Annotated in this window: 27 protein-coding genes; 13 read left to right on the top strand and 14 right to left on the bottom strand. The window is 53.2% G+C overall.

The features are described 5' to 3' along the window. Window positions 1-55: 55 nt before the first annotated feature. From ABXT62_RS01500 to ABXT62_RS01485, 4 genes are all read right to left on the bottom strand, one after another. Entirely contained in the window at window positions 56-925 is an 870-nt protein-coding gene (locus tag ABXT62_RS01500; RefSeq protein WP_415356783.1) for a TauD/TfdA dioxygenase family protein, read from the bottom strand. A 333-nt stretch (window positions 926-1,258) separates the two neighbouring features. Further along, window positions 1,259-1,945, bottom strand: a complete 687-nt coding sequence (locus ABXT62_RS01495) for a hypothetical protein (RefSeq protein WP_415356782.1) — start codon at window positions 1,943-1,945, stop codon at window positions 1,259-1,261. A 61-nt stretch (window positions 1,946-2,006) separates the two neighbouring features. Next, window positions 2,007-2,456 carry an SRPBCC domain-containing protein gene (locus tag ABXT62_RS01490; protein WP_415356781.1) on the bottom strand — a complete coding sequence of 150 codons (450 nt, stop codon included), beginning with the start codon at window positions 2,454-2,456 and terminating at the stop codon, window positions 2,007-2,009. 45 nt (window positions 2,457-2,501) lie between these two features. Continuing rightward, window positions 2,502-3,266, bottom strand: coding sequence for an SDR family NAD(P)-dependent oxidoreductase (locus ABXT62_RS01485; protein ID WP_415356780.1), 765 nt, complete (start codon window positions 3,264-3,266; stop codon window positions 2,502-2,504). A gap of 142 nt (window positions 3,267-3,408) precedes the next feature. On the opposite strand from ABXT62_RS01485, the gene ABXT62_RS01480 reads away from it, so the two are divergent. Both ABXT62_RS01480 and ABXT62_RS01475 read left to right on the top strand, forming a co-directional pair. Continuing rightward, a complete protein-coding gene (locus tag ABXT62_RS01480) occupies window positions 3,409-4,884 on the top strand; it encodes a sulfatase (RefSeq protein ID WP_415356779.1) in 1,476 nt (491 codons plus the stop codon). 116 nt (window positions 4,885-5,000) lie between these two features. After that, complete coding sequence (locus ABXT62_RS01475) at window positions 5,001-5,690, top strand: DUF3313 family protein (RefSeq protein ID WP_415356778.1); 690 nt, start codon at window positions 5,001-5,003, stop codon at window positions 5,688-5,690. Window positions 5,691-5,753: 63 nt separating this feature from the next. Here the strand turns inward: ABXT62_RS01475 and ABXT62_RS01470 are convergent, their stop codons facing one another. From ABXT62_RS01470 to ABXT62_RS01455, 4 genes are all read right to left on the bottom strand, one after another. Further along, on the bottom strand, window positions 5,754-6,458 hold the full coding sequence (locus tag ABXT62_RS01470; RefSeq protein ID WP_415356777.1) for a DUF3581 family protein: 705 nt from the start codon (window positions 6,456-6,458) through the stop codon (window positions 5,754-5,756). A gap of 108 nt (window positions 6,459-6,566) precedes the next feature. Beyond that, window positions 6,567-7,283, bottom strand: coding sequence for a hypothetical protein (locus ABXT62_RS01465; protein WP_415356776.1), 717 nt, complete (start codon window positions 7,281-7,283; stop codon window positions 6,567-6,569). Continuing rightward, window positions 7,280-8,194 (bottom strand): hypothetical protein, encoded by a 915-nt coding sequence (locus ABXT62_RS01460; protein WP_415356775.1) that lies wholly within the window; start codon window positions 8,192-8,194, stop codon window positions 7,280-7,282. The genes ABXT62_RS01465 and ABXT62_RS01460 overlap by 4 nt, the downstream gene beginning before the upstream one ends. Then, on the bottom strand, window positions 8,194-9,117 hold the full coding sequence (locus tag ABXT62_RS01455; protein WP_415356774.1) for a sulfotransferase domain-containing protein: 924 nt from the start codon (window positions 9,115-9,117) through the stop codon (window positions 8,194-8,196). The genes ABXT62_RS01460 and ABXT62_RS01455 overlap by 1 nt, the downstream gene beginning before the upstream one ends. A gap of 273 nt (window positions 9,118-9,390) precedes the next feature. On the opposite strand from ABXT62_RS01455, the gene ABXT62_RS01450 reads away from it, so the two are divergent. The 4 genes from ABXT62_RS01450 to ABXT62_RS01435 all read left to right on the top strand — a co-directional run bounded on the left by ABXT62_RS01450 (window position 9,391) and on the right by ABXT62_RS01435 (window position 13,216). After that, the gene (locus ABXT62_RS01450) at window positions 9,391-10,230 is read left to right on the top strand and encodes a hypothetical protein (RefSeq protein WP_415356773.1); all 840 of its coding nucleotides are present in this window, start codon (window positions 9,391-9,393) and stop codon (window positions 10,228-10,230) included. A gap of 5 nt (window positions 10,231-10,235) precedes the next feature. Then, complete coding sequence (locus ABXT62_RS01445) at window positions 10,236-11,192, top strand: diacylglycerol/lipid kinase family protein (RefSeq protein ID WP_415358245.1); 957 nt, start codon at window positions 10,236-10,238, stop codon at window positions 11,190-11,192. Next, on the top strand, window positions 11,189-12,142 hold the full coding sequence (locus ABXT62_RS01440) for a hypothetical protein (RefSeq protein ID WP_415356772.1): 954 nt from the start codon (window positions 11,189-11,191) through the stop codon (window positions 12,140-12,142). Before ABXT62_RS01445 ends, ABXT62_RS01440 begins: the two co-directional genes overlap by 4 nt. A gap of 102 nt (window positions 12,143-12,244) precedes the next feature. Continuing rightward, on the top strand, window positions 12,245-13,216 hold the full coding sequence (locus tag ABXT62_RS01435) for a hypothetical protein (protein WP_415356771.1): 972 nt from the start codon (window positions 12,245-12,247) through the stop codon (window positions 13,214-13,216). On the opposite strand, the gene ABXT62_RS01430 is transcribed toward ABXT62_RS01435, so the two are convergent. Then, window positions 13,191-14,303, bottom strand: coding sequence for a mitochondrial fission ELM1 family protein (locus ABXT62_RS01430; protein ID WP_415356770.1), 1,113 nt, complete (start codon window positions 14,301-14,303; stop codon window positions 13,191-13,193). The two genes, ABXT62_RS01435 and ABXT62_RS01430, sit on opposite strands and share 26 nt — an antisense overlap. Window positions 14,304-14,438: 135 nt before the next feature. Between ABXT62_RS01430 and ABXT62_RS01425 the strand changes: the two genes are divergently transcribed. Continuing rightward, window positions 14,439-15,326, top strand: coding sequence for a hypothetical protein (locus tag ABXT62_RS01425; RefSeq protein ID WP_415356769.1), 888 nt, complete (start codon window positions 14,439-14,441; stop codon window positions 15,324-15,326). Between the two features lie 118 nt (window positions 15,327-15,444). On the opposite strand, the gene ABXT62_RS01420 is transcribed toward ABXT62_RS01425, so the two are convergent. Both ABXT62_RS01420 and ABXT62_RS01415 read right to left on the bottom strand, forming a co-directional pair. Continuing rightward, entirely contained in the window at window positions 15,445-16,377 is a 933-nt protein-coding gene (locus ABXT62_RS01420) for a sulfotransferase domain-containing protein (protein WP_415356768.1), read from the bottom strand. A 2-nt stretch (window positions 16,378-16,379) separates the two neighbouring features. Beyond that, entirely contained in the window at window positions 16,380-17,291 is a 912-nt protein-coding gene (locus ABXT62_RS01415) for a sulfotransferase domain-containing protein (protein ID WP_415356767.1), read from the bottom strand. Window positions 17,292-17,451: 160 nt separating this feature from the next. Here ABXT62_RS01415 and ABXT62_RS01410 point away from each other — a divergent pair, with 160 nt between their 5' ends. Next, complete coding sequence (locus ABXT62_RS01410) at window positions 17,452-18,078, top strand: 2OG-Fe(II) oxygenase (protein ID WP_415356766.1); 627 nt, start codon at window positions 17,452-17,454, stop codon at window positions 18,076-18,078. 65 nt (window positions 18,079-18,143) lie between these two features. After that, window positions 18,144-19,259 (top strand): FAD-dependent oxidoreductase, encoded by a 1,116-nt coding sequence (locus ABXT62_RS01405; RefSeq protein WP_415356765.1) that lies wholly within the window; start codon window positions 18,144-18,146, stop codon window positions 19,257-19,259. A gap of 91 nt (window positions 19,260-19,350) precedes the next feature. Here the strand turns inward: ABXT62_RS01405 and ABXT62_RS01400 are convergent, their stop codons facing one another. Further along, window positions 19,351-20,472 carry a mitochondrial fission ELM1 family protein gene (locus tag ABXT62_RS01400; protein ID WP_415356764.1) on the bottom strand — a complete coding sequence of 374 codons (1,122 nt, stop codon included), beginning with the start codon at window positions 20,470-20,472 and terminating at the stop codon, window positions 19,351-19,353. Next, on the bottom strand, window positions 20,448-21,389 hold the full coding sequence (locus ABXT62_RS01395) for a sulfotransferase domain-containing protein (RefSeq protein WP_415356763.1): 942 nt from the start codon (window positions 21,387-21,389) through the stop codon (window positions 20,448-20,450). The genes ABXT62_RS01400 and ABXT62_RS01395 overlap by 25 nt, the downstream gene beginning before the upstream one ends. Window positions 21,390-21,521: 132 nt before the next feature. Here ABXT62_RS01395 and lptF point away from each other — a divergent pair, with 132 nt between their 5' ends. The 3 genes from lptF (at window position 21,522) to ABXT62_RS01380 (ending at window position 25,475) form a co-directional block, all read left to right on the top strand. Continuing rightward, the gene (gene lptF, locus ABXT62_RS01390) at window positions 21,522-22,589 is read left to right on the top strand and encodes an LPS export ABC transporter permease LptF (protein ID WP_415356762.1); all 1,068 of its coding nucleotides are present in this window, start codon (window positions 21,522-21,524) and stop codon (window positions 22,587-22,589) included. Beyond that, the gene (gene lptG, locus ABXT62_RS01385; protein WP_415356761.1) at window positions 22,586-23,656 is read left to right on the top strand and encodes an LPS export ABC transporter permease LptG; all 1,071 of its coding nucleotides are present in this window, start codon (window positions 22,586-22,588) and stop codon (window positions 23,654-23,656) included. The genes lptF and lptG overlap by 4 nt, the downstream gene beginning before the upstream one ends. 73 nt (window positions 23,657-23,729) lie before the next feature. Continuing rightward, window positions 23,730-25,475 carry an ABC transporter ATP-binding protein gene (locus tag ABXT62_RS01380; RefSeq protein WP_415356760.1) on the top strand — a complete coding sequence of 582 codons (1,746 nt, stop codon included), beginning with the start codon at window positions 23,730-23,732 and terminating at the stop codon, window positions 25,473-25,475. Here ABXT62_RS01380 and ABXT62_RS01375 read toward each other — a convergent pair. Then, the gene (locus ABXT62_RS01375) at window positions 25,458-26,504 is read right to left on the bottom strand and encodes a mitochondrial fission ELM1 family protein (protein WP_415356759.1); all 1,047 of its coding nucleotides are present in this window, start codon (window positions 26,502-26,504) and stop codon (window positions 25,458-25,460) included. The genes ABXT62_RS01380 and ABXT62_RS01375 overlap by 18 nt on opposite strands. A gap of 77 nt (window positions 26,505-26,581) precedes the next feature. Here ABXT62_RS01375 and ABXT62_RS01370 point away from each other — a divergent pair, with 77 nt between their 5' ends. Continuing rightward, the gene (locus tag ABXT62_RS01370; RefSeq protein WP_415356758.1) at window positions 26,582-26,824 is read left to right on the top strand and encodes an acyl carrier protein; all 243 of its coding nucleotides are present in this window, start codon (window positions 26,582-26,584) and stop codon (window positions 26,822-26,824) included. Window positions 26,825-26,849 lie beyond the last annotated feature (25 nt).

Genomic DNA, 26,849 nt, shown 5'->3' with positions numbered 1-26,849 from the left:
ATTGAGTATGGCAAATCTTGTTGTCGCAGTCACTCAATTGCAATCAGACGGGTGTTTAGGCCGCAGTCGCATGGAGGTACTTTTGCGGGTCTGATGCCACCGTGATCCTGTGCAGCAAGCGATCGTAGCCATCGTAACCGCCGTTGGCCTTATGCAGTAGGCTTCGATTGTCCCAGATCACAAACATATTTTCCTGCCATTTATGGCTGTACTGGAACTCTTCCCGCGTTTGCCATTGATGCAACTCCAACAGCAAGGAAAACGCGTCGTCGTCTGTCATGCCTTCCACGCCTACAATGTAGCCAAGGCAACCCAGCAACGTCTCACGGCCGCTTTCCGGGTGTTGCAAGATAAAGGGATGGCCGCGCACGTCCCTGGCATCCTCAGAGTAACGAATAGCCATACTGCGCCCTGCGGCCCTATCCTTCTCGCCGTACATACCATCGGGAGCATAGGCTCCCGCTGCTGAATGCAGTGCTATGCGTCCCTCAATTTTTGCGCGCAATGCTGGGGGCATTTCTGCCAAAGCCTTTTGCTGATTGATAAACCCCGTGTCTCCGCCGATTGGCGGAATGACAACGCTGTATAAGCAGGTACCAATTGGCGGCTGCTCCATGAAACTCCAGTCGGAGTGCCAGTTCTCGGCAAATAAAGGCGCTTTTTCGTCCGCCTTTCGGGTCAATGCCACCACATGCTCACTCCCCGCCATTGGCTCAAAATAGGGCTCACTGCCAAAAACCCCCAAGCTTTGGACAATCCTCTCTAGATCGGCATTCGTCAAGGTCTGGTCAGGGAAGGCGAGGATATGATGTTCTAACCAGGCCGACCGGACTGTCCGCAATGTGCCGACATCGAGACGCTTGGAAAGATCCAGCCCGGTGACGGCAGCGCCACAGGCCTGGCCAGACGGGATAACCTTAATCATTGAACGCCTCCCATAGACCGTAATTATTGCGCTTTCGAGGAGACACCAAGCCTCTCATTGAGCACAATCTAACCCCTTGGCAATACTGTATACCAGTGTGCACATCATGCAATAATCATTGCCGACTTTATCTAGCAAAAAATTCGCGAGCAGCGCACCCGATGCGTCACAAAGCGACCACTCGGTCAATCACGGGAGACCAGCAATCATAGCCTGAGCCATTTGCAAGGATCTGCTGGGCAAGGCGCAGACCAACATTTTGTGCCCGCTTTGTGCGGCGTCAAATATGAGGCCGTCAGTCGCGCGAGTTAGCAACAGTGCCCTGCTTTCTCCCTATCGAAAATAATACTCGCTGGTCGCCAGAGAGACCATATTATTGAAATCACAGAATCCGGGGAGTTCTTTCAGCATGGCTACTACGGCTTCCTGCGATCCGAAGTAGCGCTCATCATCCGTAAAGTCAGACAGTTCGCGAAAATGCTCACACACGATAGCGCGGTATGCAGGCGCGTCTGCTGTCAACGGCCTCGCCACAGCGTTTCGCACATAAGACCAGCGAAGAGGATGTAGATCAAATGAGGAGGTGGAATGCAGAACCTGCCAATTGTGATAGAACGCCTCATCAGACACGTCTTGCGGCTTACCGTTGGCGCCAAACTGAGTCACACCCGGCCGACGTTGCCCTCCCTCCCACACCGGATCGAAAACCTGCGGCACAGATTCCGTGACTAGATAGCCGATGATGGTGTCGCTGATATCTGCCAGACTCGCCTCAAGAGGTGCACGCTGATCCAGACAATCGTGCCAAAATGACACCGCAGCTGACAGTCTCTGCCAGGGCCCTATCAGGCGACTCGGAGCCTGCTCTTGTATGCTCGGGTTGAGATCGGCAATATTGATGGTCAGCTGTGACGCCCCCAATGACTGCAGATGCGGTACCAGCTTATTGAGCAGGCTATCCCGAAACGTCTCGATTGAGACCGTCGCGGGCTTTTGCAAAAAATAAATACTCTTTTCCACGCTGCACTACCCTCTCTCATAATAATTAATGGATACCGGACTCCGCGACGGATAATTATCCTTACGCTCGATACAGTGACTCGGCACGCGCCTTAAGGCCCGCAGCGCAATCATTGAAACCCTTTTCCACCTGCTGACCCATCTGTTCAATCATCGGCCCTGAAAACTCACCACTGAATTCATCACTACTCCAATAGTGACAGCTGAATTCATCAATAGGGGTTATGCGCTGGACGCGGTCCGCATGAATTGGATCACCGGGCTTATTCTCCATGGACCATACAATAGTGTGGATGGGCTCAATTTTTGTCACATACTCCACCTGCGACTGTAACCCGTTACCCAAATTCACCTCCATTTCAAGCGGTGAGCCAAGTACCGCTTCGCCCTTCATGCTGGGACAAAATGTGTTCCACAAACCGTAGTTCGCAAAATCTAAAATGATATCCCACACCATCGCTGCTGGCGCATTGATCACGATTTCAGTCGAGACACTATTTTCAGTAATCATGTAAAAACTCCTTCGGGTGACAAATGAATGATACTAACGGATCAATTAATTGGCGTAGCTTATCCCGCCATTGACCCGCCAGGTCTGGCCGTTGACCCATTCGCCGTCATCAGACAACAAGAAGGCTACTGCGCCGGCAATGTCCTGCGGCGCGCCATGGCGCTGACTGCGCACACCCTTTCGCATCGAATCTTTCATCGCCTGACTCATGTTCGCGTCCAACTGCTCGGTCAACACAAAGCCTGGTGATATCACGTTGCATCGAATACCTTTTTGACCCCACTTGGAGGCAATGTGGCGACACAACGAATTAACGCCCGCCTTAGACGCAGCATAAGCCGGTCGCTCAGCTTCGCCAATCACCGCTGCATCGGAGGACGTTAGCACCACGCAACCGCTGCCCTGCTCCAACATGTGAGGGAGAGCCGCGCGCACCAACATTGCGGTACCGATCACATTCACCCGTAGGGTGCGTTCCCATAAAGCGCTGTCATTGCTAAGGATATCCCCATCCACCAGCACCGATTGTAAATCTGCTACGTTGGCGAACAAGCCATCCAGCCGACCGAAGTGTTCAACCGCTGAATCGACCAGGGTAGTAATCGTTGCCTCATCGGACTGGTCAAAGTACCAAGCCATGGCGTCGAAGCCGGCAGCATTCAATTCTTCGACCAAACCCTCGGCCGCAGTCATATTGAAATCACCAACGCCGACGCGTGCGCCTTCTTCGCATAAACGGCGAACAGTGGCTGCGCCAATACCGGTAGCACCGCCGCAAACCAAAATGCCCTTTCCCTGCAGGTTTTTCATAATGTGGTCTCCAAGACCAGTTTCGCCGCATTGTTATGCAACAGAAGAATTTGAGTGGGTCGGACTAATATGACAGTATCTCTGCCTGATACGCCAATTTCCAGTGCAATTGGGCCGCTACATTGATGGAAACTGAACCAAGATGAAAATTTTCACTTTTTTTTGGAACAGAGTCACAGCAGCCGTCAGCACCCTGTTATTGCTGATTGTGCTGATCGTCCTTTTTATGGGATATCGTCTGGCCGGCAGCGGGCAATCCGAGAATCAGACCAGGCTTAACAACAAACACGATTATCTGACCCAAATCAGCCAACACGATAAAACTGATCGAACCGCTCCCAATATTGTCTTTATCCTTTATGATGACATGGGCTACGGCGATGTTGGCGCAGGTGCCGAAAATAGCCTGATGATCGCGACCCCCAATATCAACGCATTGGCCGCCGACGGCGTTGTGCTAACAGACTTTTATTCCCCTGCACCGGTGTGCACTCCGTCACGCGCAGGGTATCTCACTGGGCGACTGGCAGCGCGAGCGGGACTGCCCAATGTGGTCTTTCCAACCGGAGGCGCCGAGAAATTTTTGTTCAACACGATGCTAACTCCCAAGGCCAATGTGCGCCTGCCGGCGGAGGAAATCACCCTAGCCGAGTTACTGAGCGCGGCAGGCTACGCCACCGGTATGGTCGGCAAATGGCACCTTGGAGATCGCAGTCCATCACTACCCAACGACATGGGATTTGACAGTTACTTTGGCGCTTTATACAGCAACGACATGCAGCCCTTTGCCCTCTATGCCAACCGCAACATCGCCGCCGAAGCACCGGTAGACCAGCGCTTCCTAACCGAGCGCTACACTCAAGCGGCTACCAATTTCATCCAGCAACATGCTGAGGAGCCCTTCTTCCTCTATTTCGCCCACAATTTCCCTCACGCTCCACTCTCCACTAGACCCGAGCGCAGCGGCACTTCCAGGGCCGGTCTTTACGGTGACGTGCTGGAGGAAATAGACGACAGCGTTGGATCAATTGTTGCGGCACTGGAGCGCACTGGAAATCTGAACAATACACTGATCATCATCACCTCAGACAATGGCCCCTGGTTTCTAGGTGACGCAGGCGATCAGCGTGGTCGCAAGGGCAACACCTTCGAAGGTGGTATGCGGGTGCCCTTCATCGCCCACTGGCCAGCGGGCATCACGCCAGACAGGACTGAACATGCAATGGCAATGGGCATTGATCTACTACCAACGGTACTGGACCTATTACAGCTACCTTCGCCTTCGGATCGAATCCTCGATGGCCGCAGTATTCTTAGCATTTTGACTCATGGTGGACCGTCTCCGCACGACTATCTTTACTACTATGATGGTGAGACTTTGTTCGCGGTGCGCGACCAGCACTTTAAGTACCGTGGCCCTGCAGGCGTTCTCTATGGTACCGATCAGGCACCGATAGGTGTTGCCATTCCAAAGAAAGAATGGCTTTTTGATCTGGCGGGCGACACGCGGGAATCCTATGATACGTCCAATCGGAACCCCAAAAAGTTAATGCAACTGCGCGCTGCCTTCGAGGCCAAAAACCGTGAAATGGCTGAGAACAAGCGGGGCTGGAAATAGCAAATTGGCCAAGATCGCATGCAAAGTGAATAACGAAAAACGGTATTCGTGAATACCCCCGGAACTGCGTAGAACCTGACGCAGCTTTTTTTAAACAATGCATGAGGGCAATTATCATGAACTATTCAATGGTTGGCAGTGCGCTGGCGTTTCTGTTGCTGGTCGCTTGTCAAAATACACCCCAGATCCAAACCGGCGAAAACGCGGAGGTCATTCAGGGCAACCTCGTTCGCGTTGACCACTCCCGCGCCAAACTGGCCTACATGGATCCCAGTGCTGATTTCAACAAATACACTGCCATTCTGCTGGCACCTCTGGGCGTGGATAATGTGGAGATCATCCAGCCAACCACCAGCTACAGGACCACTAGAACCCCCAACTGGGAACTTACCGACGCCGACAAACTAAGGCTACAAAAAGACTTTCAGGAGGCGATGTCAAAGCAACTTGCTTTGCAAAAAACTTACCCGCTTGTCACGGCGGCCGGTGACGATGTGCTGCTGATATCAGCCAAGTTGACCCGCATCGCACCCACAGCGCCGAAGGACGATAATCGCTCACGGCCTGCAGGGCGCAATAAAATTGTGACAGAGGGCGCCGGCAAGATCAGTGTCGAGGTTACGTTCAGCGACTCTGAAACCGGCGAAGTGCTCGCTCTGGCAAAAGACACTCGGTCCGGATCCTCCCTGTGGGGCCTAAACAATAGCATCACCAATGCAGCGCAAGTGCGCCGAGTTTTCACTTCGTGGGCTATGCAGATACGCGCGCAACTGGATAGAGTCCACAGCCAGAAAATTGCGGAGTAGCGTTCTGATGACCGCAGGGGGACAACACTGCGGTCGCGTGGTCTGCGTTGCGGGATATAATTATTATGTCGAAAAAGATAGCTTACTGTCGTTATAGGAACTAATGGCGCCTGCGATGGCGTCCTCGTCATACTCACGCAGGCCCATCAGCAACATATGCTTCTTCCCGCGTCCAACAACTTCTCCATCATCCTCAAGATGAAACGCCAGCTCAACACTACCGCGCTTTCCGTTGACCTCAAGTTTGTTGTAGTCGCCACGAAGTAACGGCTTCTCGACGTCAAGTCTGTCAAGGTCGATAGACATACTCTCATAAATGACCAGCGGACGATCAGGGCGAATCATTACATTTTGCTCAGCGAGAAGTGGCACCAGAATATGCGGGAAGGTTTGGCCAGAAAATTGCACATAACTCTGCGTCAGATTCTGAAGCAAAGATTCGTCATGAGATATATTCCCCGCGCGCTTCACCCGCAGATACTCCCTCCCCTCCTCATCATTGATGTGCATTTCTTGCGCGGGCTCGGGCATAAGGAGTTGCACGCCTGCGACAACCATACCGGAAAAGACGAATTCCATATGCTGGCTGATCCCGTACTTCGCTAGAATAATAGAAAACAACAGATCGCCGGGGATGCAAAATCGTTTAGCATCAATATCGTGCAGAGGATTAAAATCATCGGCCATTTGCTTGGCAAAATTACTGCCTTGCTCGCGCGTAAAGCAAACATTGCCATTAGGCTCGCTAAAATATCGATCGATGATCATGGTCGAATTGACTCGCCAGTAGTTGCTTTTGATTATGCAGTTTATCAGCTAATTGACTGCAGAGCGCACCAGGAGGCCCATTTGAGTAAATGGCCGTCAATATAGGGGTCAAAAACGCTGAATTTTTTTACCTATGAGCCGATCACGTAACTTCCAGAATAGATTGTCCGGATTGACCACAATAATGAAAACTCTACGCAGACGATCTTCAGGACATTCGATCGGATTCACCGCGTGCCAGGCATGATCCCCACGCAGTATAAGAGAGCTGTAGTTCCCGAGGCAGTCGCATTCGATAACGTGATCGAACTCTTTAATATCAGGGGCCGAGTTATAATCTAGTCGACCGCCATCGTCTAATACCAGCGTGGAGCCGCCCCATGCAGCGTCCCAATCGTCAGTGGAATTAAAATAAAACAGATGCGAACCGTGTTCGCGCTTGGCATCACAATGCGGGGAAACATCCGCACCACTGGGGGTATAGTGCCAATGAAAGCGAAACTCTGCTTTTTTCGCACCTAACAAACGCTCGATTTCTTTACGGTAGGCATCGGAGCAAAGCTCATCGATGAATTCCTTCCACGGTTTAGGCACGGGCATATCCGGCGTATATTCTAGTGAGTACCGGTCATGTGGTGCCTGTCCAGCCCGACGTTCATAACCAAATTTCTGTTCGAACATCTGCTGTGGCGGCATATTCTCCAACAGATCCTGGAAGCCTGATTCAGTCAGAACGCCTTCGCTATTGAAATACGGATAGGGATTAACGGCCAAGAATTCTTCTCGAGTTAGACTGCGCAGTTTCTCAATGTTTAGGTAGTTCACGCGGCCATTCCCTCTAGATTGGGAGTGCGGTCCAACACTTCAAAAGCGTCATGGCGCACATGATTTTTACTGATTTCGTCTCGCACAAGATCTTCGCTGACATGTCCTGAATGCAGACACTCTTTCAGCAGGCCGAAAAAAAACTGCTGTTGGCGCAGGTCCGGATGTTTTTTGTAACGACCCAGCAGGCCATATTGACCAAACATCTTTATCCGCAAGCTGTTGGCAGAGGCCAGTAGCGGGTTACCCTTGAATTTTTCAGCGGGCGTGTAATCCACAGGTAAACCTGTTTTCCATGGCTGTGTTTTGCGCTTCGTATTGTGCAGTAAGCGCGTGTTGGCGTCGAGATGGTCAAAGTCGTTCCAGCAGTCTTCCAGGTAGCCGATATTGGCGGGGTCGTCGTAGGCGAGCACCATCCACTTCTTATAGTCTATTTCCGAGCGGAACAGCTGATCGAACTCCAATTCGGCATCCCAATGCCGCAGACGTGAACAGTCCATCAACATCACGCTGGTGGCCACCTGGGATGCTTTCTCTTGGCTTCCTGAGCGACGACGGCCCATAACAGCGGCGCCCTTCATATCCTTTTGCAACAGTTCGTAGATATCACCCACTGCAAAGATATCTGGATCGGTCAGCACCGCACGTCCCTGCCAATTCATTAACTTAGGCGGCAAAAAGCGCAGCGGCGTAAAAGATTGCAAATCGTCCATGTGCCAAACACGCTCATTACCACCGCGCAGGAAGGTATGGCCTTCCTTGGCACTGAGATAGGGGTAGTCACGAGTATGAATAAACTTAACGTCAAACTTGTCCGCATGGGCTGAATTTCGCCGAAAGGAATATTCAGCCACCAAAGCACCCAGCCATTGCCGCTCATTGGTGTGAATAAAGACGCAGTTATTCGTCACTATGCCTCCGCGACCTCTGTGCTGGTATAACCGAACGCCGGAAGAAGGAACGAATCTACCATAGCATCCAACTCCGCCACTTGATCGTCATCAAAATAATCGCGGTAACCGCCGACCTTGGCTTTTCGTACCTTGAACGTATTGGGATCATTGACGTCCTTGGCCTGCACGCGACTGCCACTGCGCCAGAAATAATTTTCCTGTTCTTTCTTGCGCAGATTCTCCACCGAAGCAAACTCCGCCGTATCCCGGAGATAGTCTGTAGTAGCTTCAAGCCCCAGAAATGTGACAATTTTCGCCATTTCCTGTTCAGGATGTGAGCGCAAGTCTTCATACCGTACCACCAGCAAATGCTGAATTTTTGGTAGCTCCCTAGCCCAATTGTTAAGAAATTCAATGATGTGCGAGAGGCCCTGATTGTCGTCCTTCACAAAATCGTAAACCGAAATATCCGCCTCATGTGCGGGATAGTGATTCATGGCCTTCTTCTCCGGCCGCATGCGGTACTTCCACTGAAAAAACTGTGACACTGCGACATCGATGGGGTTGCGCACTAGCAGCACCGTCTTCTTGCTATAAAAATCTTGTTTCGAATCGACATTACCCGTGTAGCCGCGCAGGTAGTTATCATGGGTAAAGAAGATTTTAGGGATATCCCCGTTGAGCCGGGTAAAATTATCAAAGCCCATTAGAATGTTGTCGGGCAACTTGTACACCAACTGGTAGTAGCGCGAGATCATTACCCGCACCCACGTGCGGCCGCTCTTACCGTAAGAGGCAAAGATGTACTGACAGTGGTTGTACTTCCAGAATTCCTCTCTACCTCGACGCCAGCGCTGTAACTCGTGCGCCTTAGCTTCTGGTAAAAATACCGAAATTGCCCGTACCAACCATTTGATCAGTCGCTTGATAATCATATGCATGTAAATTTCTCCTGATCGCGGACAGATCGCGAAGCGAAGGTTATAGGATGATCATGCCATTCTCAAGGATGTGTGGTATTTTTAACGGCTTTCGCAGATCGCCACAAGCAATTGATTTTAATGGGGATTAGCTAAACACATGGCCTTCAGCTGAAGCTCTCACCGCGTTGACTAAACGTCGCGAGCAAGCCTCTCACCAACCGCCCGGGGAGTTAACGCTCCCAGAGCGGCTCTGGCCCAAGGTCACTTTTTTCGTCACGATGGTTATTCAATATGACTAAGCTAGCTAGAATTATCTTCATCAACGTGTTCATGGCGCTAACCAGCGTTAGCCAGGCCTCTATCATCGAAGCCCCGCAGCTACCTGAGTGGCGTGTAGTGGAGTTCGAGCAAACAGCGTTTTGGGCCACAGCGCGATCACGCATCGAAGTTCTTCCCGTCGCTGATGATCCGGAGCGCTGGGAATTGTACGTCGAGAGCTCTGTAGTGAGTAATTCAGAGCGAGTGCGGGTGAATTTTGAGCCAGCCACGGGCCGGGCACTCACCCGCTCGCGCCTTAGCCAAGGCAAGCAAGAACGGGTGAAATCCTACGAGTATGAGGCCGATTTTATAGTCCGTGAACGTCGCGAGCCGGTGACTAATGACGATACCCTACCCCAGGATTGGCCAGCAACGTCGCGCACGGAGCTTGTCTATCCTGCTTCGGCAAATGAAATCATGGTGACAACGCCCTACATGCTGCTGCTGCTTGCACAACAGTTGCAGGCGCAAGGGCCAGGGAAATCTCTGGATGTGCTGGTCCACACCGATTTGAACTTCTATCGAGTACATCTCACCAGTGGCAATGGCATCCCGATCACCGTTGACTACGACATCACGGGGGAAGACCGTGCCGCTGGCACGCGTGAAACACTGGCCGTGGCCATACACGCTAAGCCGGACACGATACTCGAGAAAAAAAATGACTTCAGGCTGCTTGGACTGAATGGAGAGATTATTTTGTTCTTCGACCGCGCTACTGGCTTGCCACTGCAAATACGCGGTCAGGCACCGCGCATTGGCGCCACCGAAATCAACCTCAAGTCCGTCACTATGAGGGAATCCCTATTGTGAGACCGATGGCAGGTCCGATAGGTCTGATCAGCAACCCCAGCAGCGGCCACAACCGCGACCAATTCGAAGGCATCCGCTCACGTATCGAGGGGTATCCAAGCATTCACCACCGTATTACGCACTGTACGGCTGATATCAGGCCTGTGCTGCAGGAACTTGCCGACCTCAATGTCCGGGTACTGGCAATCAATGGCGGCGATGGGACAGTGGCGGCCATTCTTGGTGCGCTTTTAGAATCAAAACCCTTCGTCACCCCACCTCTAATCGCCCTACTGCCGGGCGGCACAGCCAACATGAGTGCTGGGGATGTAGGCCTGCGTGGCTCACTTAATAAGGCGGTCACGGACTTCTGCCGGTGGAGTGAAGGCAACCGTGAAACTGCTAATAAAATCGCGCAACGGGCAATGCTGCGGGTGGTCATAGACACCGACCAACCCGAGCGCTATGGAATGTTTCTCGGTGGTGGGGCAGTCATTCATGGCACGGAATACGCCCACAAAGAAATCCACTCGCGGGGCCTGCGCGATGATTTTAGCCTCGCGCTGGGCACACTGCGCACTGTGTGGGGGGTCGTACGTGACGACCCAGAGTTCAATCAGCAGGTCGACATCACACTGTCACTTGAAGACAGTGATCCGACCCAATACAGCACCCTAATCCTCGCCGTGAGCACTCTGCAGCGTCTGGCTTTCGGTATGCGCCCGTTCTGGAGCACAGAGCCTGGCGCCATTCGCCTGACGCTCATGGAGCAAGGCTGTACTCGCTTTGCCCGCACCTTCTTCTCTATTGTGCGCGGTCGTCACAGTCGCAATGCGATGCCGGCATCGGGCTACCATAGTCACAACACCAATAGAGTAACGCTTAAAATGGAAGGTAAAATCAATCTGGACGGAGAACTACTGCAGGTTGCCCAAGCTGCGACGATAAGCGCCAGCGAACCTCTGGCATTTTTGCGCCTGTGAGTACCCACCCCAAGGTCGCCGGCCCCGATGCAGTATCGGACCCGACGCTAGCGGCGCTGTTGGCACAACTTGATGCCCGCCATCACGGTACTATCTGCAGCACGTTAGTGTATGGCTCCTGCCTACGCAGCGGCGATATCTATGACGGGCTGCTGGACCTGTATCTGATCTGCGATAACTATCGCGCAGCCTATCGCCGCCCTCTACTAGCGGCTGCTAACTGGCTGTTACCTCCCAATGTCTTCTATGCCGAGCAAAAGCCGGTAGACGATGGCAATGAGGGCAAGACCCTGCGCAGCAAAGTCACCGTCATTTCCTTGCAGGATTTCCAAACAGGTTGCTCACCAGCCTGGTTCGAGTCCTATATCTGGGGCCGTTTCGCGCAGCCCACCCGCATCTTATATGCCCGTGACCAATCAGTACGAGGTCAGATAGAAACAGCCCTCACGCAGGCAGCGCATACCCTGCTGCAAAAGGCTCTGCCAGCTCTACCCGCTCAGGGCAGCCTTCTGACCTTGTGGGAGCAATCGCTAAGCCTAAGCTATGCGACAGAACTGCGTACAGAGCGCGGCGGGCGGGCCCAGGAGTTAGCAAGCACGTCCCTAGACTTCTATGGAGCCCTGACGCGGCATCACGCAAGCGACCTCGGGTTTTCCTTCTCCTTGCACACGCAGGACGAGGAACTGCATTATCGCAGCCAGATTGGCACCATCAAGCGCCGACTTGCGACGCTGGCATGGGCGCTGCGACGGGGCCAAGGTAAGCTCCTATCTATCGTGCGGCTGATCAAAGCGCTGTTCACTTTCGAGGGCGGATTGGACTACATAGCCTGGAAGCTCGAGCGTCACTCGGGGGAGGAAATCCTCATCCCCGATGCAGTCAGGCGTGCGCCACTCATCCACCTATGGGGATTTTTTTGGGGTCTTTACCGCCGCGGGATTTTTAAGTAATAACGGACTGACATCCAGCGTAGCGCGTACTATTCACGTTCAAAACAGTTCCTCGAAATAGCAAATTAAGACGTATTCCTTTATAGTTTTAGGCTCATTAAAGTGACCTCTGACAGCCTTGGCAACCCCATGAAAGCCTCCGTATTTATTCAAACCAACCATAAGCAAATTACCGGTGCCATCGTCGCCAAACACGCCCTGCGTCGCTACTCCCTCAACAACGACAAGTTCGATGTGCAGATTATGGACAGCCGCGACTACCCCTTTTTCGCTGCTAGGGAGGGTCAAGAGTACCTTCGTGACGGCGTCAAGCGTACCTGGCTGAATGACGATTTGCAGTCTTTTACGCCAACACGGTTCATGCCGCCAAAGCTGATGAATTACGAGGGCCGCGCTGTGGTCATCGACCCCGACATCTTCGCCACTGCCGATATTTGGGCGCTACTTAGTCGGAACATGGAGGACAATGCCATCATGTGCCGCATGCGATCCGGCCCCAAGGGTCTGATCGATAAATGCATGGCCAGCAGCGTTATGCTGCTTGATTGCGCTAAACTCCCTCATTGGGATGCCCATAAAAGCTTTGAAGCCATGTTCGATTTCACCCAGGATTACCAGCCTTGGATATGTCTGAAGGAAGAGGATCAAGCCTCAATCGGTTTTTTCGAGACCCAGTGGAACGATTTCGACAAGTTCTCACTGGACACCAAATTGCTCCACACCACGCGGCGCAAGACTCAACCATGGAAGACTGGCCTGCCTACCGACTGGCGTCCCGCGGAACGCTTTCGCCTGTTCCCCCCTGCAGCCTGGATCATGCGCGCGCGCCGCAAACTGTTTGGCGAGTACGCTTTTTTAGGTAACTATAAGCAGCACCCCGATCGCAACCAGGAAGCTTTCTTCTTTGGTCTGCTTAAGGAGTGCATACAAGAGGGCAAGATTAGCGAGGACTTCTTGCGCGCTGAGATGGCACAGAACCATGTGCGCCACGACGCCTTGGAAGTTCTGGCCAATACCCCCGATTTACCCTCGGCACCGCTGCATCCGCTCAGCGCGTTATCACAAGCTGCCTGACCGTCTGCGCTGCGCGCTTCAGTTCATTGTGTGCAACTGATCCGGACCCCTGCGAAGGAGCAGAAGGCGACGCGATAGTCGCCCTCAAGCTATCTGCAGCAGCGTGGATCATACTGGGCTCTAGCCATCGTGCCCCACCATCGCGCACCAAAGTATTCTGAATATTACCAATATCGCGCCGCATACGGGCGGGCCCGAAACGCATTGCAACGCGGTGACTGAGCGGTTTGTAGCGATAGCTGTGCGGCAGCGTCCACCAATGCGCCGCGCCGTCGCCCACATCAAATATGTAAAGCGGCCGGCCCGTATCGACGGCTTCGCCCAGCATGGACATGGACTCGCCAGTGACCACAAAAGCATCTGCCAGCGCCAACAGTCCTCGATAAGGGTTGTCATCCCCACTGCCCCAACGGTAGCAAAGATTCGGGGCGGTCAATTGCGCCTGCAAAGCATCTCCGGCCGCACGCGGTGTGCGTGCACTGTCGGTCAACAACACAGAGCCGCCTGCAGCAGTAGCAAGATCCGCAGCCAGTGAGCCCAGCCGCCGACCCTTCTCACCGGTCATCACAAAGCGGCCACTGTCACCCCCTACAAGCACTGCCAACCAAGGACGCGGGAGGGCCGCCAACTGCGGGCGCAACTGATTTTCGGCACTTCTGAGGCCTTCCAGCGACACACGGTGCAATGGCAGAGTGTTGTGCAGGATGTTGTCCTGCTGTGGCAAAAAGTACTGTGGGGTCGTCACGATCAGATCCCAACTCGACAGAGACGCCCAGGGGCGGCCAATATGGACCAGACGAGTGAGTCCACCAGATTGCTGCCTTATCCACTGTGCTACAGGCTCATTGCGACGCCCGGCGCTGATCACAATATCCGGCCAGGGAGCCTGCAAATCACTGGATTGGCGGCGATCGATCCCCACAAGCGTCGCCCCAGTGCCGAGATGACTCAACAGTTCCCAGGGCCTGGCCGCTATAGACTTCTCTACGCTGTCCAAGTCCAATTCCGCAGCCAGAGCGCGCACCTGCGTATTATCGCCGGCTTTCTTCCCCAGCAGACACCAGACTGTTAATTGACCCTCGCCCACCCAGTTTCCTTATTACATCGATTGTCGGTAACGGCCACGCCAGAGCGTCGCTCCAAAAATTGCCAAAGCCAGACGTTTGTAGAAGGTCGCAGTAGCGTTAAACTATCCCACACATTATGCGCGAGAAGAAACAGTTTGAAACCAACCGTTTTTATTCACACAAACCACAAGCAGATGCTAGGCGCACTGGTCAGTCGTTATTCGCTGCGCAAACGTTCTGCTCACACGGATAAATTCGATGTGAAATTCATCGAGTTAAAGAGCTACCCCTGCATGCTGGAGCGTGAAGGACAGTTCTACCGCCGAGACGGTGAATTGCGCCCGTGGCTGAATGACGACCTACAATCCTTTACCCCGCTGCGCTTCGCCCCACCCCAACTGATGAACTACAAAGGCCGCGCAGTGATCATGGATCCAGATATTTTCGCCGTTGGGGATATTTGGGAGTTACTGAGCCGTGACATGGCAGGCGCGTCGATCCTGTGTCGCCCAAAATCTGGGCGCAAGGGTCGCAAAGGTGCTTACGCCTCTAGTGTGATGCTGCTTGATTGCGCCAAACTCCAGCATTGGCAGTTTGAAAGCAACTTTGCGGATATGTTCGAGCCAGCAAAACGGGATTACATGGAATGGATATCGCTTAAACTGGAAAACCCCGCAACAGTTAACCCACTCGAAAATCAATGGAACGATTTCGATCATCTGACTGAAGACACTAAACTGCTGCACAATACCAAACGCAAAACACAACCCTGGAAAACAGGTCTCAAGGTCGACTATCGCCCCGCAGACACGTTCCAGTTATTTCCCCCCAGACACTGGTTGCGGCGTGGTCGCCGTGCCTTGTTTGGCGATTATACATTTGCCGGCACCTACGCCGCTCACCCCGACCCAAGCCAGGAAGCCTTCTTTTTTGGATTGGTGCGCGAAGCACTCGAAGACGGCGAATTTACTGAAGCCCTGCTGCGTGAGGAGATTGCTCAGGGGCACTTACGCCCTGATGCACTGGAACTAATCGGCGCCTGACTCAACCGTTAACGATTCACGAGCGATACGGGAAAGACGGCCAAAAACACGGGTCCTACCTAAAGCTCAAACGGAGAAAGCACTCGCCTTGCGTTGGCCGGGAATTCGAAAGGACGGATTACTTGTAATTAAAGAGGGGGGCCAGGGTGTCCGCCAGTCTAGCGTCGATTGTGGCGACTTCTTCATCAGTGAAGTAATCACGATAACCACCGACTTTGGCGCGACGAACCTTGAAGCTGTCGGGGTTATCCTTATCGCGAGGCATCATGCGGCCGCCAGCGAGGCGAAGCTGCTGCGACCCTTCCATTTTTTTCATATTCTCATAAGAAGAGTAATCCACGGCTGCATTGACTTGCGTCTCAGTGGCGTCCACCTGCATGAAGTCGAGCATGCGGCGCAGTTCTTCACGCGGCCGCGCGCGCAGGTCCTCATAGCGCAGCAAATGAAAGCACTCCATCTTATCCACTTCCCGCGCCCATAAATTCAGATAATCGGTCACGGCCTGCATACTGCCGCCGTTGTCGCCCATGACAAAATCGAACAGACTTATATCACTGCCCCGTGGCGGATAGTTGTTGATTGCTATCTTGGTAGACTTCACCCGGAACTTCCATTGAAAAAACTGTGATACCGCGACATCGCGAGGGTCCCGGGCAAGCAGGATCACGCGCTTGTCATAAAACGGGGCCTTCGTGTCGAAGTCTCCGGTAAAATCTTTGATGTAATTGTCGTGCGTAAAAAACGTTTTGGGGACTTCGCGATTAAGATTATGGAAGTTATCAAACCCCAGAATGGCATTTTCAGGAAACTTGTACATCACACGAAATAGATGAGAGATCATCACCCGCAACCAGGTCCGTCCGCTTTTACCGAAAGACACTATCACGACGTCAGCCCTGTGCAGCTTGTCAAACTGCTCTACGCCGCGGAGCTTGCGCTCGGCCACCAGAATATCTGCTTCTGGCTGACCACGCATACGCCAGTGCAACGCTCGACGCGAGAGCTTCTTACTCGCTGTCTGCAAGGCTTGGCGTACATTTTGAAAAGCCATATTCACGGCTGCTCCCCCCCGTAACCGAACAGTGGATCCAACTGAGCCACCATTTTTTCGAGCTGCTGGCACTGCTCATCGCTGAAGTAATCGCGATAGCCGCCGACCTTGGCCTTGCGTACTTTGAAGGACTGAGGGTTGTCCTTGTCACCCGGCTTGACTCGGGCACCACTGCCTTTAAAAAACGTATCCTCTTCCATTTTTTTCATGTTGTCATAGGCAGCAAATTCTACCGCCTGCTCCACCTGGTCTGCAGTCACTTCAGTGCCAGTAAAGGCCAGTATTTTTGCCAACACATCACTGGGCTCCTTACGCATATCCTCATAACGAACCACCAACACATCTTTCAATTCAGGAATTGCCTGCGCCCAGCCATTGAAGTAGTCAACAATACGTGGCACCCCGGCCTCTTTATCCAAAACAAAGTCCCAGACGTCTATCGCCGACCCATGGGGCGGGTAGTCATTGATGAACTTCTTTTTAGGGCGCATGCGAAACTGCCACTGGAAAAACTGGGATACAGCGACATCGCGCGGGTCACGCACAAGAAGAACGATGCGCTTGCCCTGGAAGTGAATTTTGGAATACTGGTTGCCGGTGTAATCGCGCAGATAGTTATTGTGGGTAAAAAATACCGCAGGCAGCTGTGGGTCATGCTGCTTGAAATTATCAAAATCCAGCAAGTCACTCGCATCCAGATTGCCTTTCAGTTGATAGGCCCTGGACAGCATCACCCGCAACCAGGTCCTGCCCGATTTACCCCAGCTCATCAGTACCCAGTCACTGCGTTGTAGCTTCCTAAACTCTTCGCGCCCACGCAGCCAGCGTTCTATTTTTTTACGGCGTTCAGCAGGCAGCCAAAAGCAGAGCAATGAAATGATATGGCGTACAACGACCATTGCTCTATCGGCCATAGATTGAATTATCCTCGGCAACGTCTTGAAAAGGCTAAGAATAATACCGTATATCACTGTTTGCCGCACTAATGGGTAAGACCTGATTTACCGCACTATTAACATCCTCAGGCTGATCGCTGCCTTGCCGGACTTACAACAGGCGTACTAAAATGCACTGATGCCACTGACCAATCTTAATGCTCTGCGCGCGGCGCGCGTAGAAACTGATCCCTATGACTACCTAGTAGTACCGGGCTTCCTCGACGCCCCCTCACTGGAGCAAGTCAACCGCGACTATCCCGCGATAGACAGTGCGGCCAACCACACGCTGGAAAGTCTCACTTATGGCGTCGCCTTCAAACAGTTGATGCAGGAGTTGCAGAGTCCAGAATTTGCGGCCGTGCTTGGCGAGCACTTCGATATGGATTTAGTTTCCCTGCCGACTACCGTGACGGTGCGTAAGTTCTGCGAACGTACCGATGGCAACATTCACACCGATCACAAGAGTAAGGTTATTACGGTACTGGTCTACTTCAACGAGAAATGGGACAACGAAGCCGGCCAACTGCGCCTGCTGCGCTCAAAAGACGACATTGAGAACTATGCTGCTCAGGTTATTCCATCGGGGGGCAACCTTCTCGCATTTCGCCGCACTGATCACTCCTGGCACGGGCATACCCAATTTGTCGGCGAACGTCGCATGGTGCAGATAAACTACCTAGATCAGGGCCTGTTTGCTGTTGTCGCCCAGCGTGCAAGTCGTTTGGGCACGCATTTTATGAAAAACGTGCTCGGGATGCGCTGAGTAACGTGGCGCTGGATTGAAAACGGTGACCCAGAGTAGCGATCATCACATCAAGGCATAAAATAGTGAAAAAGCGCGTTGTGATAGCCGGATTTGGTGATACCGGGCTCTTGGTTGCCATCAATCTGGGCAAGAACTTCGATATCGTGGGAATCAGCCCCAAGCCCTGCCTAGTGAGTGGCCAGGAGTTGGGCATGCGCCTGACACAGCCCAAAGCGTGGAAAAAAGACTATTTGATGCCCTTTAGCCGCTACAAGCAGCTGCGCGGGGTACGCACGCTGCAAGGGCTGATTACGGCTATCGATCCCGGCACAACCACCGTTACCGTGCGGCTGCACGATGACAGCGAACAGGTGGAGCACTACGATGCACTGGTGATCTCTTCGGGCGTGACCAACGGCTTCTGGCGCAACAATGTGCTGGAAAGTACTGATTCCATCAACCAGAACACTGACCGCGCCTCACAACAACTGTTGCGGGCGCAATTGATAGCGATCATTGGGGGCGGCGCCACTGGCGCGAGTGTCGCGGCCAACCTAGCGGCACGATGTCCCGAAAAATCTGTGCACTTTTTCTTCAGTGAAAGCCAGCCCCTGCCCGGCTATCACCCTAAAGTGCGCAACAGCGCAGAGCAGCACTTGCTCGATGCTGGCGTGAACTTACGCCCCAATCATCGCGCAGTCATACCGGATGGCTTTCAATGCGATCGTTTTACCACTGAACCCATTGCATTCTCAAGCGGGCAAGACGACTTTAACGCCGACATTACACTGTGGGCAGTCGGCAAAATGACCCCCAACAACGACTTCATTCCGGCCGACATGCTTAACGACGATGGTTTTGTAAAAACTGACCCTTTTTTGCGTGTGGACGGCTATGACAATGTCTTCGCAGTGGGCGACATTGCCGCCTCAGACCCTCATCGAAGCTCGGCTCGAAACTGGGGATACCGCCTGCTCGGACACAATATTCACGCTTATCTTGACGGTAGAAACATCAGCATGAAACGCTATGAGTCGCCACGCTATCGCTGGGGCTCAATCTTCGGCGTACAGGGCGATGGCTTGCGCGTATTTCAACCAGAAGGTAGCAGTTTTCGCTTCCCCAATTGGACAATCCGCACCCTATTGTTTCCACTGGCGGTCCGTAAAATGATTTACAAAGGTATCCACAAAGCTTAAGGAACAAATGCCCTCTCTGGTTAGACGCTCAAGGCCCACGCCTGCGGCGACAGAAAGTGCGCCGATGTTAGTCCAGTCGCAGCAATCGGCACTAAAAAAGTGTCTGAATACGCCTTACTACTAAGCCTGCATCATCAGGCAATTGCGCACTGGGCTGCACAAAGGGTTGTCCTGACCAGACCGCCAGTCCCTTGTCGACCAGCAGGCGATGAAACGCGCGGAAATCTCGAGTAGCGCACAACACCTTGAAGATATCCACATAGTAAAACCCCCTCGCAAGACGATGGCGCCAACGATCCCAAGTAGAATCCAGTGTTGGATTAAACAGCCAGTGAGCCAATGAGCGGCGCCGTTGATCAATACGGCCCAGCCAACCCCCAGGTAAGGGAAAAATCGCCAGCGGTTTGTGCAGATAGATAACTTCCACCATCATGGACACGCTGTCGGCTGTCACGATGAACCCGTCGGCGCAACCCAGTAGAGCCCGATAGGGATTATCCTCTGCCTCTGCAGACCATGCATAAAAAACAGCCTGTTCTGGAAGATCACGACGCAATATCTCCACCACCTCGGGCGTGGTGCGGCGACTGGTAGTGACATAGGGCGTACCGCCCAACTCATCAACAACCCAGTGCGCCGTCGCCACCAAATCGTTGGCTACCTGCCGATTCATAATGAACGGGTTGGTCTCACCACCGACCAGCATAGCAATCAATGGCTTGCGCAGTCCGTCGAACCGTTCCTGCCAGGCCAAAACCTCACTTGCCACATCGTCAGGGCCGACACGCATCAGAGGCAAAGTGATCGGTAAATAGTTGTGCATCGGTGGCAGCTGGTTCTCGGCGCTGGCAACCACCAGAGAAAAATCGAGCATATGTCCGGACGGCTTACCCACCAGTACTATTTTAGTCTTATTGCCCGATTGCTTGCGCACCCAAAGAGCCGCCATCGAAGGACGCCGGCCAACGGTAATAATCAAATCGGGCCATGGGCCCTCTAGAGTGTCGCTGCGACTCAAATCAAGGTGATCCAAGGAAGGTCGATAGCGCGGCTTACCCAGCACCCATTCGGGACGCATGTGCACGTATTTGTGTTCGGCCGGCCACGGCAGTGCGTCAACGATCGTATCCACTTGGCCGTTATCGCCTCGCTTGTCACTGAGGATAACCCAGGTACGAGGTGTCACCGTCAGGCGTCCGTTACGCCCTGACAATAGCCCAGCTCCGGCAGAATATTGTCCCGCACCAAAGCTTCGAGTTCCGCCACTTGGGCCACATCAAAATCTTCTCGATAACCACCGACTTTCCCCCGCCTGACCTTAAACGTACTGGGGTCACTGGCGTTCACCAGCTTCATGCCGCCCTGACTAAAAGTCCCACTGGTCTCCAACTTCTGCAGGTTGTCGAAGGAACCCCATTCCACCGCCGCGCTAATTTCGTCTACACTGAAGTCCTCACCCATGAGCTGCGTAATCCGATGCAGTGTTGGCACTGGCTGAGCACGTAAATCCTCATAACGAGCCAGCATTCCATGCTCCAGTTGCCGCACGTTGCGGGCCCAGGTGTTCTGGTATTCGATAAGGCTGGGCAGGCCAATATCCGAATGGCGCACAAAATCCCACATCTGCACCGTGCGGCGATCAATGGGGTGATCCACAAAATGGTTAATGAGCTCCTGCTTAGCTCGGGACTGACGCTTGGTAAACTGATGAAACCAGGACACCGCAATATCGATCGGGTTACGTGCCAGAAATAACACCGGCTTATGCCGCAGCGGGTTATCGAGCGCGCCACAGGCCAGCAGTTTACCCACCTCGCCCTCATAACTGTAGTAGGCGTTGGTTGCTGCCAAACGAGGAATCTCAGGGATTTTACGCGCAAATTCGTCAGTGTTGATAAGCGTCGACTCGGGCAGGTTGTACCGCAACTGATACAAGCGCGAAATCATCACTTTGAGCCAGGTGTTGCCGCTCTTAGGGTGCCCGATAATCAAAAAATTGGCACGCTGCGCTTTGGCCATCTCTAGGCGAGCCAAGTGTTTACGACGCACGGCAACCCGAGCCCTGGCTGGCAGGGGCTGAGTTGGAATGAGAATCAGCGCCTTCTTGACACCATCACTCAAATTTAACATTTAGTGTAATACTCGCAGGCAGAATGTAGTTGCATTCGCAAAGCGTGCAATTATGCTCGAAGCAAGCCAAAATGACCAGATAAGGGCGCTTCATGTAGAATAGCGGCCTGCATCGACAGGAACACGACCCCCTTGATTATCGACCGCCACATCAGCCGGGAAATTATTCGCCCCTTCTGTACGGGGCTCGGCCTCCTAGTACTGATTTTTATCGGCTTTTCCGCGGCACGCCAACTGACCCTCGCCGCAAGCGGGCAACTGGATATGCTGACTGCGCTCAAGCTTGTCAGCCTCAATACTCTGATCACACTGGAGATATTGTTGCCCTCGGCATTTTTCTTCTCAGTGTTGTCGGCTATCGGCCGACTCTACCGTGACTCCGAGATGAGCGCGCTCTATGCCGCAGGCGTTAGTAGGGCACGTATTCTGCAAGCGGTTTTGAAGCTTGCACTGGTCATCGCTCTCATCACCGGATTGATGTCCACTCTGGGTCGCCCGTGGGCTTTTCGCACCAGCTACGCCTTGGAATCACAGGCCGCAGCTCAATTTGATTTAAAACAGATGTCAGCCGACGAGTTCGTCACCATGGATGGCAGCGACTACACCTTTATTGCCCAAGACGTAGACCTGGAAAGGGGGTTACACAAGGGTGTATTCCTACAAAAGAATTACCAGAAGGAGGCGCGCTCTGAGATCATCGTTGCAGAATCGGCGGCGATGCCCACGCTCAATCCTGGTCAAGCTATGCAAGCGACTTTTTATAATGGTTACAATTACCTGCTGGACAATAGCGGGCAAAAGGATTTGACGCTGAAGTTCAAAGAGTTGGTCGTCCAACTGCCCAACGATGAGGCGCAAGAGAAATACCGGCGCAAGGCGGAAACCACGCTGAACCTGTCACAATCCTCCAATCCCAAGGATGTCGCGGAATACCAGTGGCGAATAACTACGCCGCTAGCAACGATACTTCTCGCCTTGATTGCCGTGCCACTGGCTCGCTCCGCACCAAGAGAATCCCGCTTTCGCAACGTTTCTATTGCCCTATTAGCTTACATCACACTGTTCTCCATGGTCAGCGTGCTGCGCACTCTCATGGAGCAAGGTACACTCGGGGCGATACCGGGGCTGTGGACTGCCTATGTCCTGCAGGCCGGGCTGCTGGCACTACTACTGACGTTCCCAAGGATGAAACGGCGATGATCCTACAACGCTATATAGGATTAAGCGTAGTCAAAGGCTGGCTGCTTGTCATGGTGGTACTGGGGGCCATTTTCGGTCTGATCAGCTTCACCCAAGAGTTGGATCATACCGGATATCAATACAATACGCTCGCAGTGGCGCGCTATACGCTGCTCATCTTACCCAACCAATTAGTGAATCTGGCCCCGGTGATTGCGCTGCTAGGCAGTATCGTTGCGCTGTCCAGCCTCGACCGCTACAACGAGTTAACCATCGTCAGCTGTACCGGTTTCTCCCCGACACAGTTGCTCGCCACACTCGCCTTACCGACCGTGCTGCTAATGGCCGGGCTCTGGGTCTGTATGGAATACGTCACGCCACAGCTGCAGCAATCGGCAGGACAGGAACGGCAGCGATTGCGCGATGGAACGTCCGGATGGCTTCCCGATGGCGGAGTCTGGTCGACAGACGGGCAGAGTTACATCCATCTGACAATCATGTCCGAGGACAACGTGCCGGGCGGCATTAGTCTCTTCGAATTTGATGAGTCCAATCAGCTGGTTCGCGCCATGCAAGCGAACACAGCAATCGTCAAAGACGATAGAACATGGGTATTTCAAACGGTCAAAGAAAAAATATTAGTGGACGGTCAACTTCAAACCCAGACCCATGATGCACTGGAAATTACTAACCTTTGGTCCCGTGACGAGCTGCCTACACTCACACTCCCGGTTGCCAGCATGAATCTGTCGTTACTCTATCGATACAGCCAATATCGGGCCACTAATGGGCAGCCCGTAGGAAAGTACATGAATGCATTCTGGCAAAGACTGCTGATGCCACTGACCGTTTGTGCCATGGTTCTACTGGGCACCTCAATCAGTGCGAGCATCACTGCGGGGCGCGATCGCAGCTTGGGTGTCAGCATAGGCATTGGTGCTGTACTGGGTATACTGTTCTATCTAGGCGCACAGATTATTTTCTCACTCGGACAACTTTTGCAATGGAATATTCCACTGGTAGCTCTGTTACCGACGTTAATTACGCTTGCCGCCGCCCTGTTACTGCTGCGGCGTATGCGTTGGTGAGGCAAAATGTGACGCACGTTATGACAAAATTGACAGCGCTTTTCGCGCTAGTCACTGCCGAGGACATACCCACGTGCGCCTGATACTCAGCTTTTTTCGCGCCTATCGCTGGCAAAGCGCGCTTATGATTTTGGCGCTGCTGCTGTCGGGTGCAGCCGAGGGTATCGGACTATCCGCTCTGCTACCGCTGGTGAATATTGCACTGGGCCCCGAAGCGACCAACATGTTACCCGGCGCAGATTTGGGCAACCAAAATGAGTTTGAACGCACCGTGCTCGACACACTGGCGAGCATTGGTATTACGCCTACCCTGCTCAATATGCTTCTAATTGTACTGGGTGGGGTTGCCTTTAAAAGTCTATTTCTGCTTATAGGTCAGCGGCAGGTAGGTTATACCGCAGCCCAAGTCAGCACCGACTTACGCCTGCAGTTGCTGCGTGTGGTATTGCGCAGCAAATGGGAATATTTTTTGCATCAGCCTGTAGGCAAATTAACCAATGCACTGGCCTCAGAAGCCCAGCGATCGTCTGCTGCTTTTATCAATGGCGCCAACGCGATCATCTACCTGATTCAAGGACTGATCTATGGGGCCGTAGCCTTTGCATTGTCCTGGCAGGCATCGGTGGCGGGCATCGGCGCCGGGATTATCGTGATTGGCCTGTCGCACTTTTTGGTAAGAATCACCCGTCGGGCCGGTAAAAAACAGACACTGCTAATGACGTCACTCATGTCTAATCTTACCGATACCCTACAATCGGTCAAACCATTAAAGGCAATGGCGCGGGAACACCTCGCGGATAAGGTACTAGCGCAGGACACTAATCGTCTGAACAAGGCCCTGCGCCGCCAGGTGATGAGCGCCGCTTCACTGGACTCGGGTCAAGAACTGATGTTCACCGCATTTATTTGCCTGGGCGTGTATGTCTCAGTGGCCAAATTCAGCATGGATCTGCCCGTAGTCATGGTGTTAGTCGTTGCCTTAGGCCGTGCTTTTGCATTCTTTGGAAAAGTACAAAAGCAATACCAAAAACTGGCACAGGGGGAGAGCGCTTACTGGGCCCTGTTGGATTCCATCAATGATGCCAGCAATGCCGAAGAGCATCTTGGCGGCAACGTCAGCCCACACTTTGAAACAGCCATCGACTTCGCCAACGTCACTTTTGATTACGACGAGCGGCACCCTGTATTTAACGGCTTATCCTTGCAGATTAAAGCGGGCTCATTAACAACACTGGTCGGATCTTCTGGCGCAGGGAAAACCACTATTGTCGATCTGACGATAGGCCTACTCCAGCCCAAGAGGGGCGAGATTCTAATAGACGGCACTCCGCTGCGGGAGGTCGACCTCAGACTATGGCGCAACATGATAGGCTACGTACCGCAGGACACCATTCTGCTGCATGACAGCATCTTGCATAATGTGACGCTAGGAGACCCGAAACTGAGCATCAACGACGCGGAGCAGGCACTGCGCGCTGCCGATGCCTGGGAATTCGTGTCCGGGCTGCCAGAGGGCTTGAGTACAATGGTCGGCGAGAGGGGCGGGAAACTCTCCGGTGGTCAGCGCCAGCGTATCGTAATCGCTCGGGCGCTGGTAAACCGACCACGCCTGTTAATTCTCGATGAAGCCACTAGTGCCTTGGATCGCGAGAGCGAGGATGCTATTTGTAAAACGCTGGGGGGCCTGAAAGGGCAGCTCACCATTTTGGCTATTTCCCATAATCGCGCCATGGTACAGGCGGCCGATTATGTCTACAGGATGACCAATGGCACTGCCAGCTTATTGCCCAGGGAAGACCAGTCAGCCCTTGCCAAGTAGTTTGCGCACAGCTGCGACAGCGCGCTGCAGGTCGGTCTGCGCCGGCACCTTTGGCGTCACTCGTGCTTCCTCCATCCATGTGGCGCAGCCTGACTCATGCAGTTGACTATGCACCAACGTAATATCCCGGCTCAGCGGCTGCCAGAACCAGCGCAGCAGTGCTGCGTAAAGCGCGCCGCCTAGGCGAAAATCTCTAACAGTCCTATCATGGAAGTCACGCATGCCACCTAGATCAAATATGGCCACGGGCTTACCCGTGGCCAAGGCCTCCGACAACATCGCAATACTGTCACCGGTAACAATCAAATGATCAGCCCACGCCAAAATACCCTCGTAGGGATTCTCTAAACCCTCGCCCGGCCAGCGATAAAAGTAGCTCGGCACGGTAATGGCAGACTGCAGTGCATCCTGTGCCGCCGAGCAGGTACGCGAACTGGTGGAGACCAGCAGCGACCCGCCGTGAGCCTTCGCCACGCGGGAAGCCTCCGCACCCAAGCGGGCTGCCGCCTGCGGCCCTAGCGTGAATGGTCCGCTGTTACCCCCCACCATTACTGCGAAACGCGGACCTGGCAAATCAGCAAACGTCGACTCCCATTGAATCCGAGCCTGCGCCAGACGCGGCGCTGTCACACTGTGCAAAGTCAGCATATTGTTGAGCACTTTGGGATGAGGCGGCACACGATATTGTGGCGTGGTAATCACCAGGTCAAAAGAATCCAATGCTCCCCAGGGTCGCCCAACATGCACATAACGTGTCCGATCTCCGGACTGGGCTCGAATCCACCGACAGATTGGTTCATTGCGCACGCCACTACTGATCACCAGATCCGGCCAAGGAGGACTGAGTGTCGCAGCGGACTCAAAGGTGATACCCCGCAGGGTCGACTGGCCCAATGCATGAGGTAAAAAAACATGGCTGCGATAGCTCAGCACCTTAACCTTGCAGGGCCAGCCTAATGCATCGACTAGCGCACGCACCTGCCCACGCTCTCCTGCGCGATAGGCGTCTATCAACCAAATTACTGGCATTACTATTATTCCATCGGTATAGTTTAAGCCTCTGAAATTTAGCGACTTACCTTGATCGACGCAAGAGCAGCAACAAAATGATCGATTATTCGGAATACCTCAGCTTCCTCTGCAGCGCACTCGAATCACAGAATAAAAACAAGCTGATTTTGTCTGAAAACACTTCGCTGGTTGCAGATATCGGGCTTAGCTCCCTAGAAGTGATGGAGTTTATCGAAAAAATCGAGGATCACTTCGACATATCCATTCCCTTAAATATCCTTCCTGACGTCAACACGATTGGTGACCTCGCAACAAAGGTCAGACAGCTCAATCTCTAAGCGTCACTGGTGAATTCCCGAGGCA

The sequence above is a fragment of the Halioglobus sp. Uisw_031 genome (genome assembly GCF_047729875.1).
Classification (GTDB): Bacteria; Pseudomonadota; Gammaproteobacteria; order Pseudomonadales; family Halieaceae; genus Marimicrobium.
Note: the sequence above shows the minus strand (reverse complement) of the source record. Positions and strands in the feature narration are given on the sequence as shown.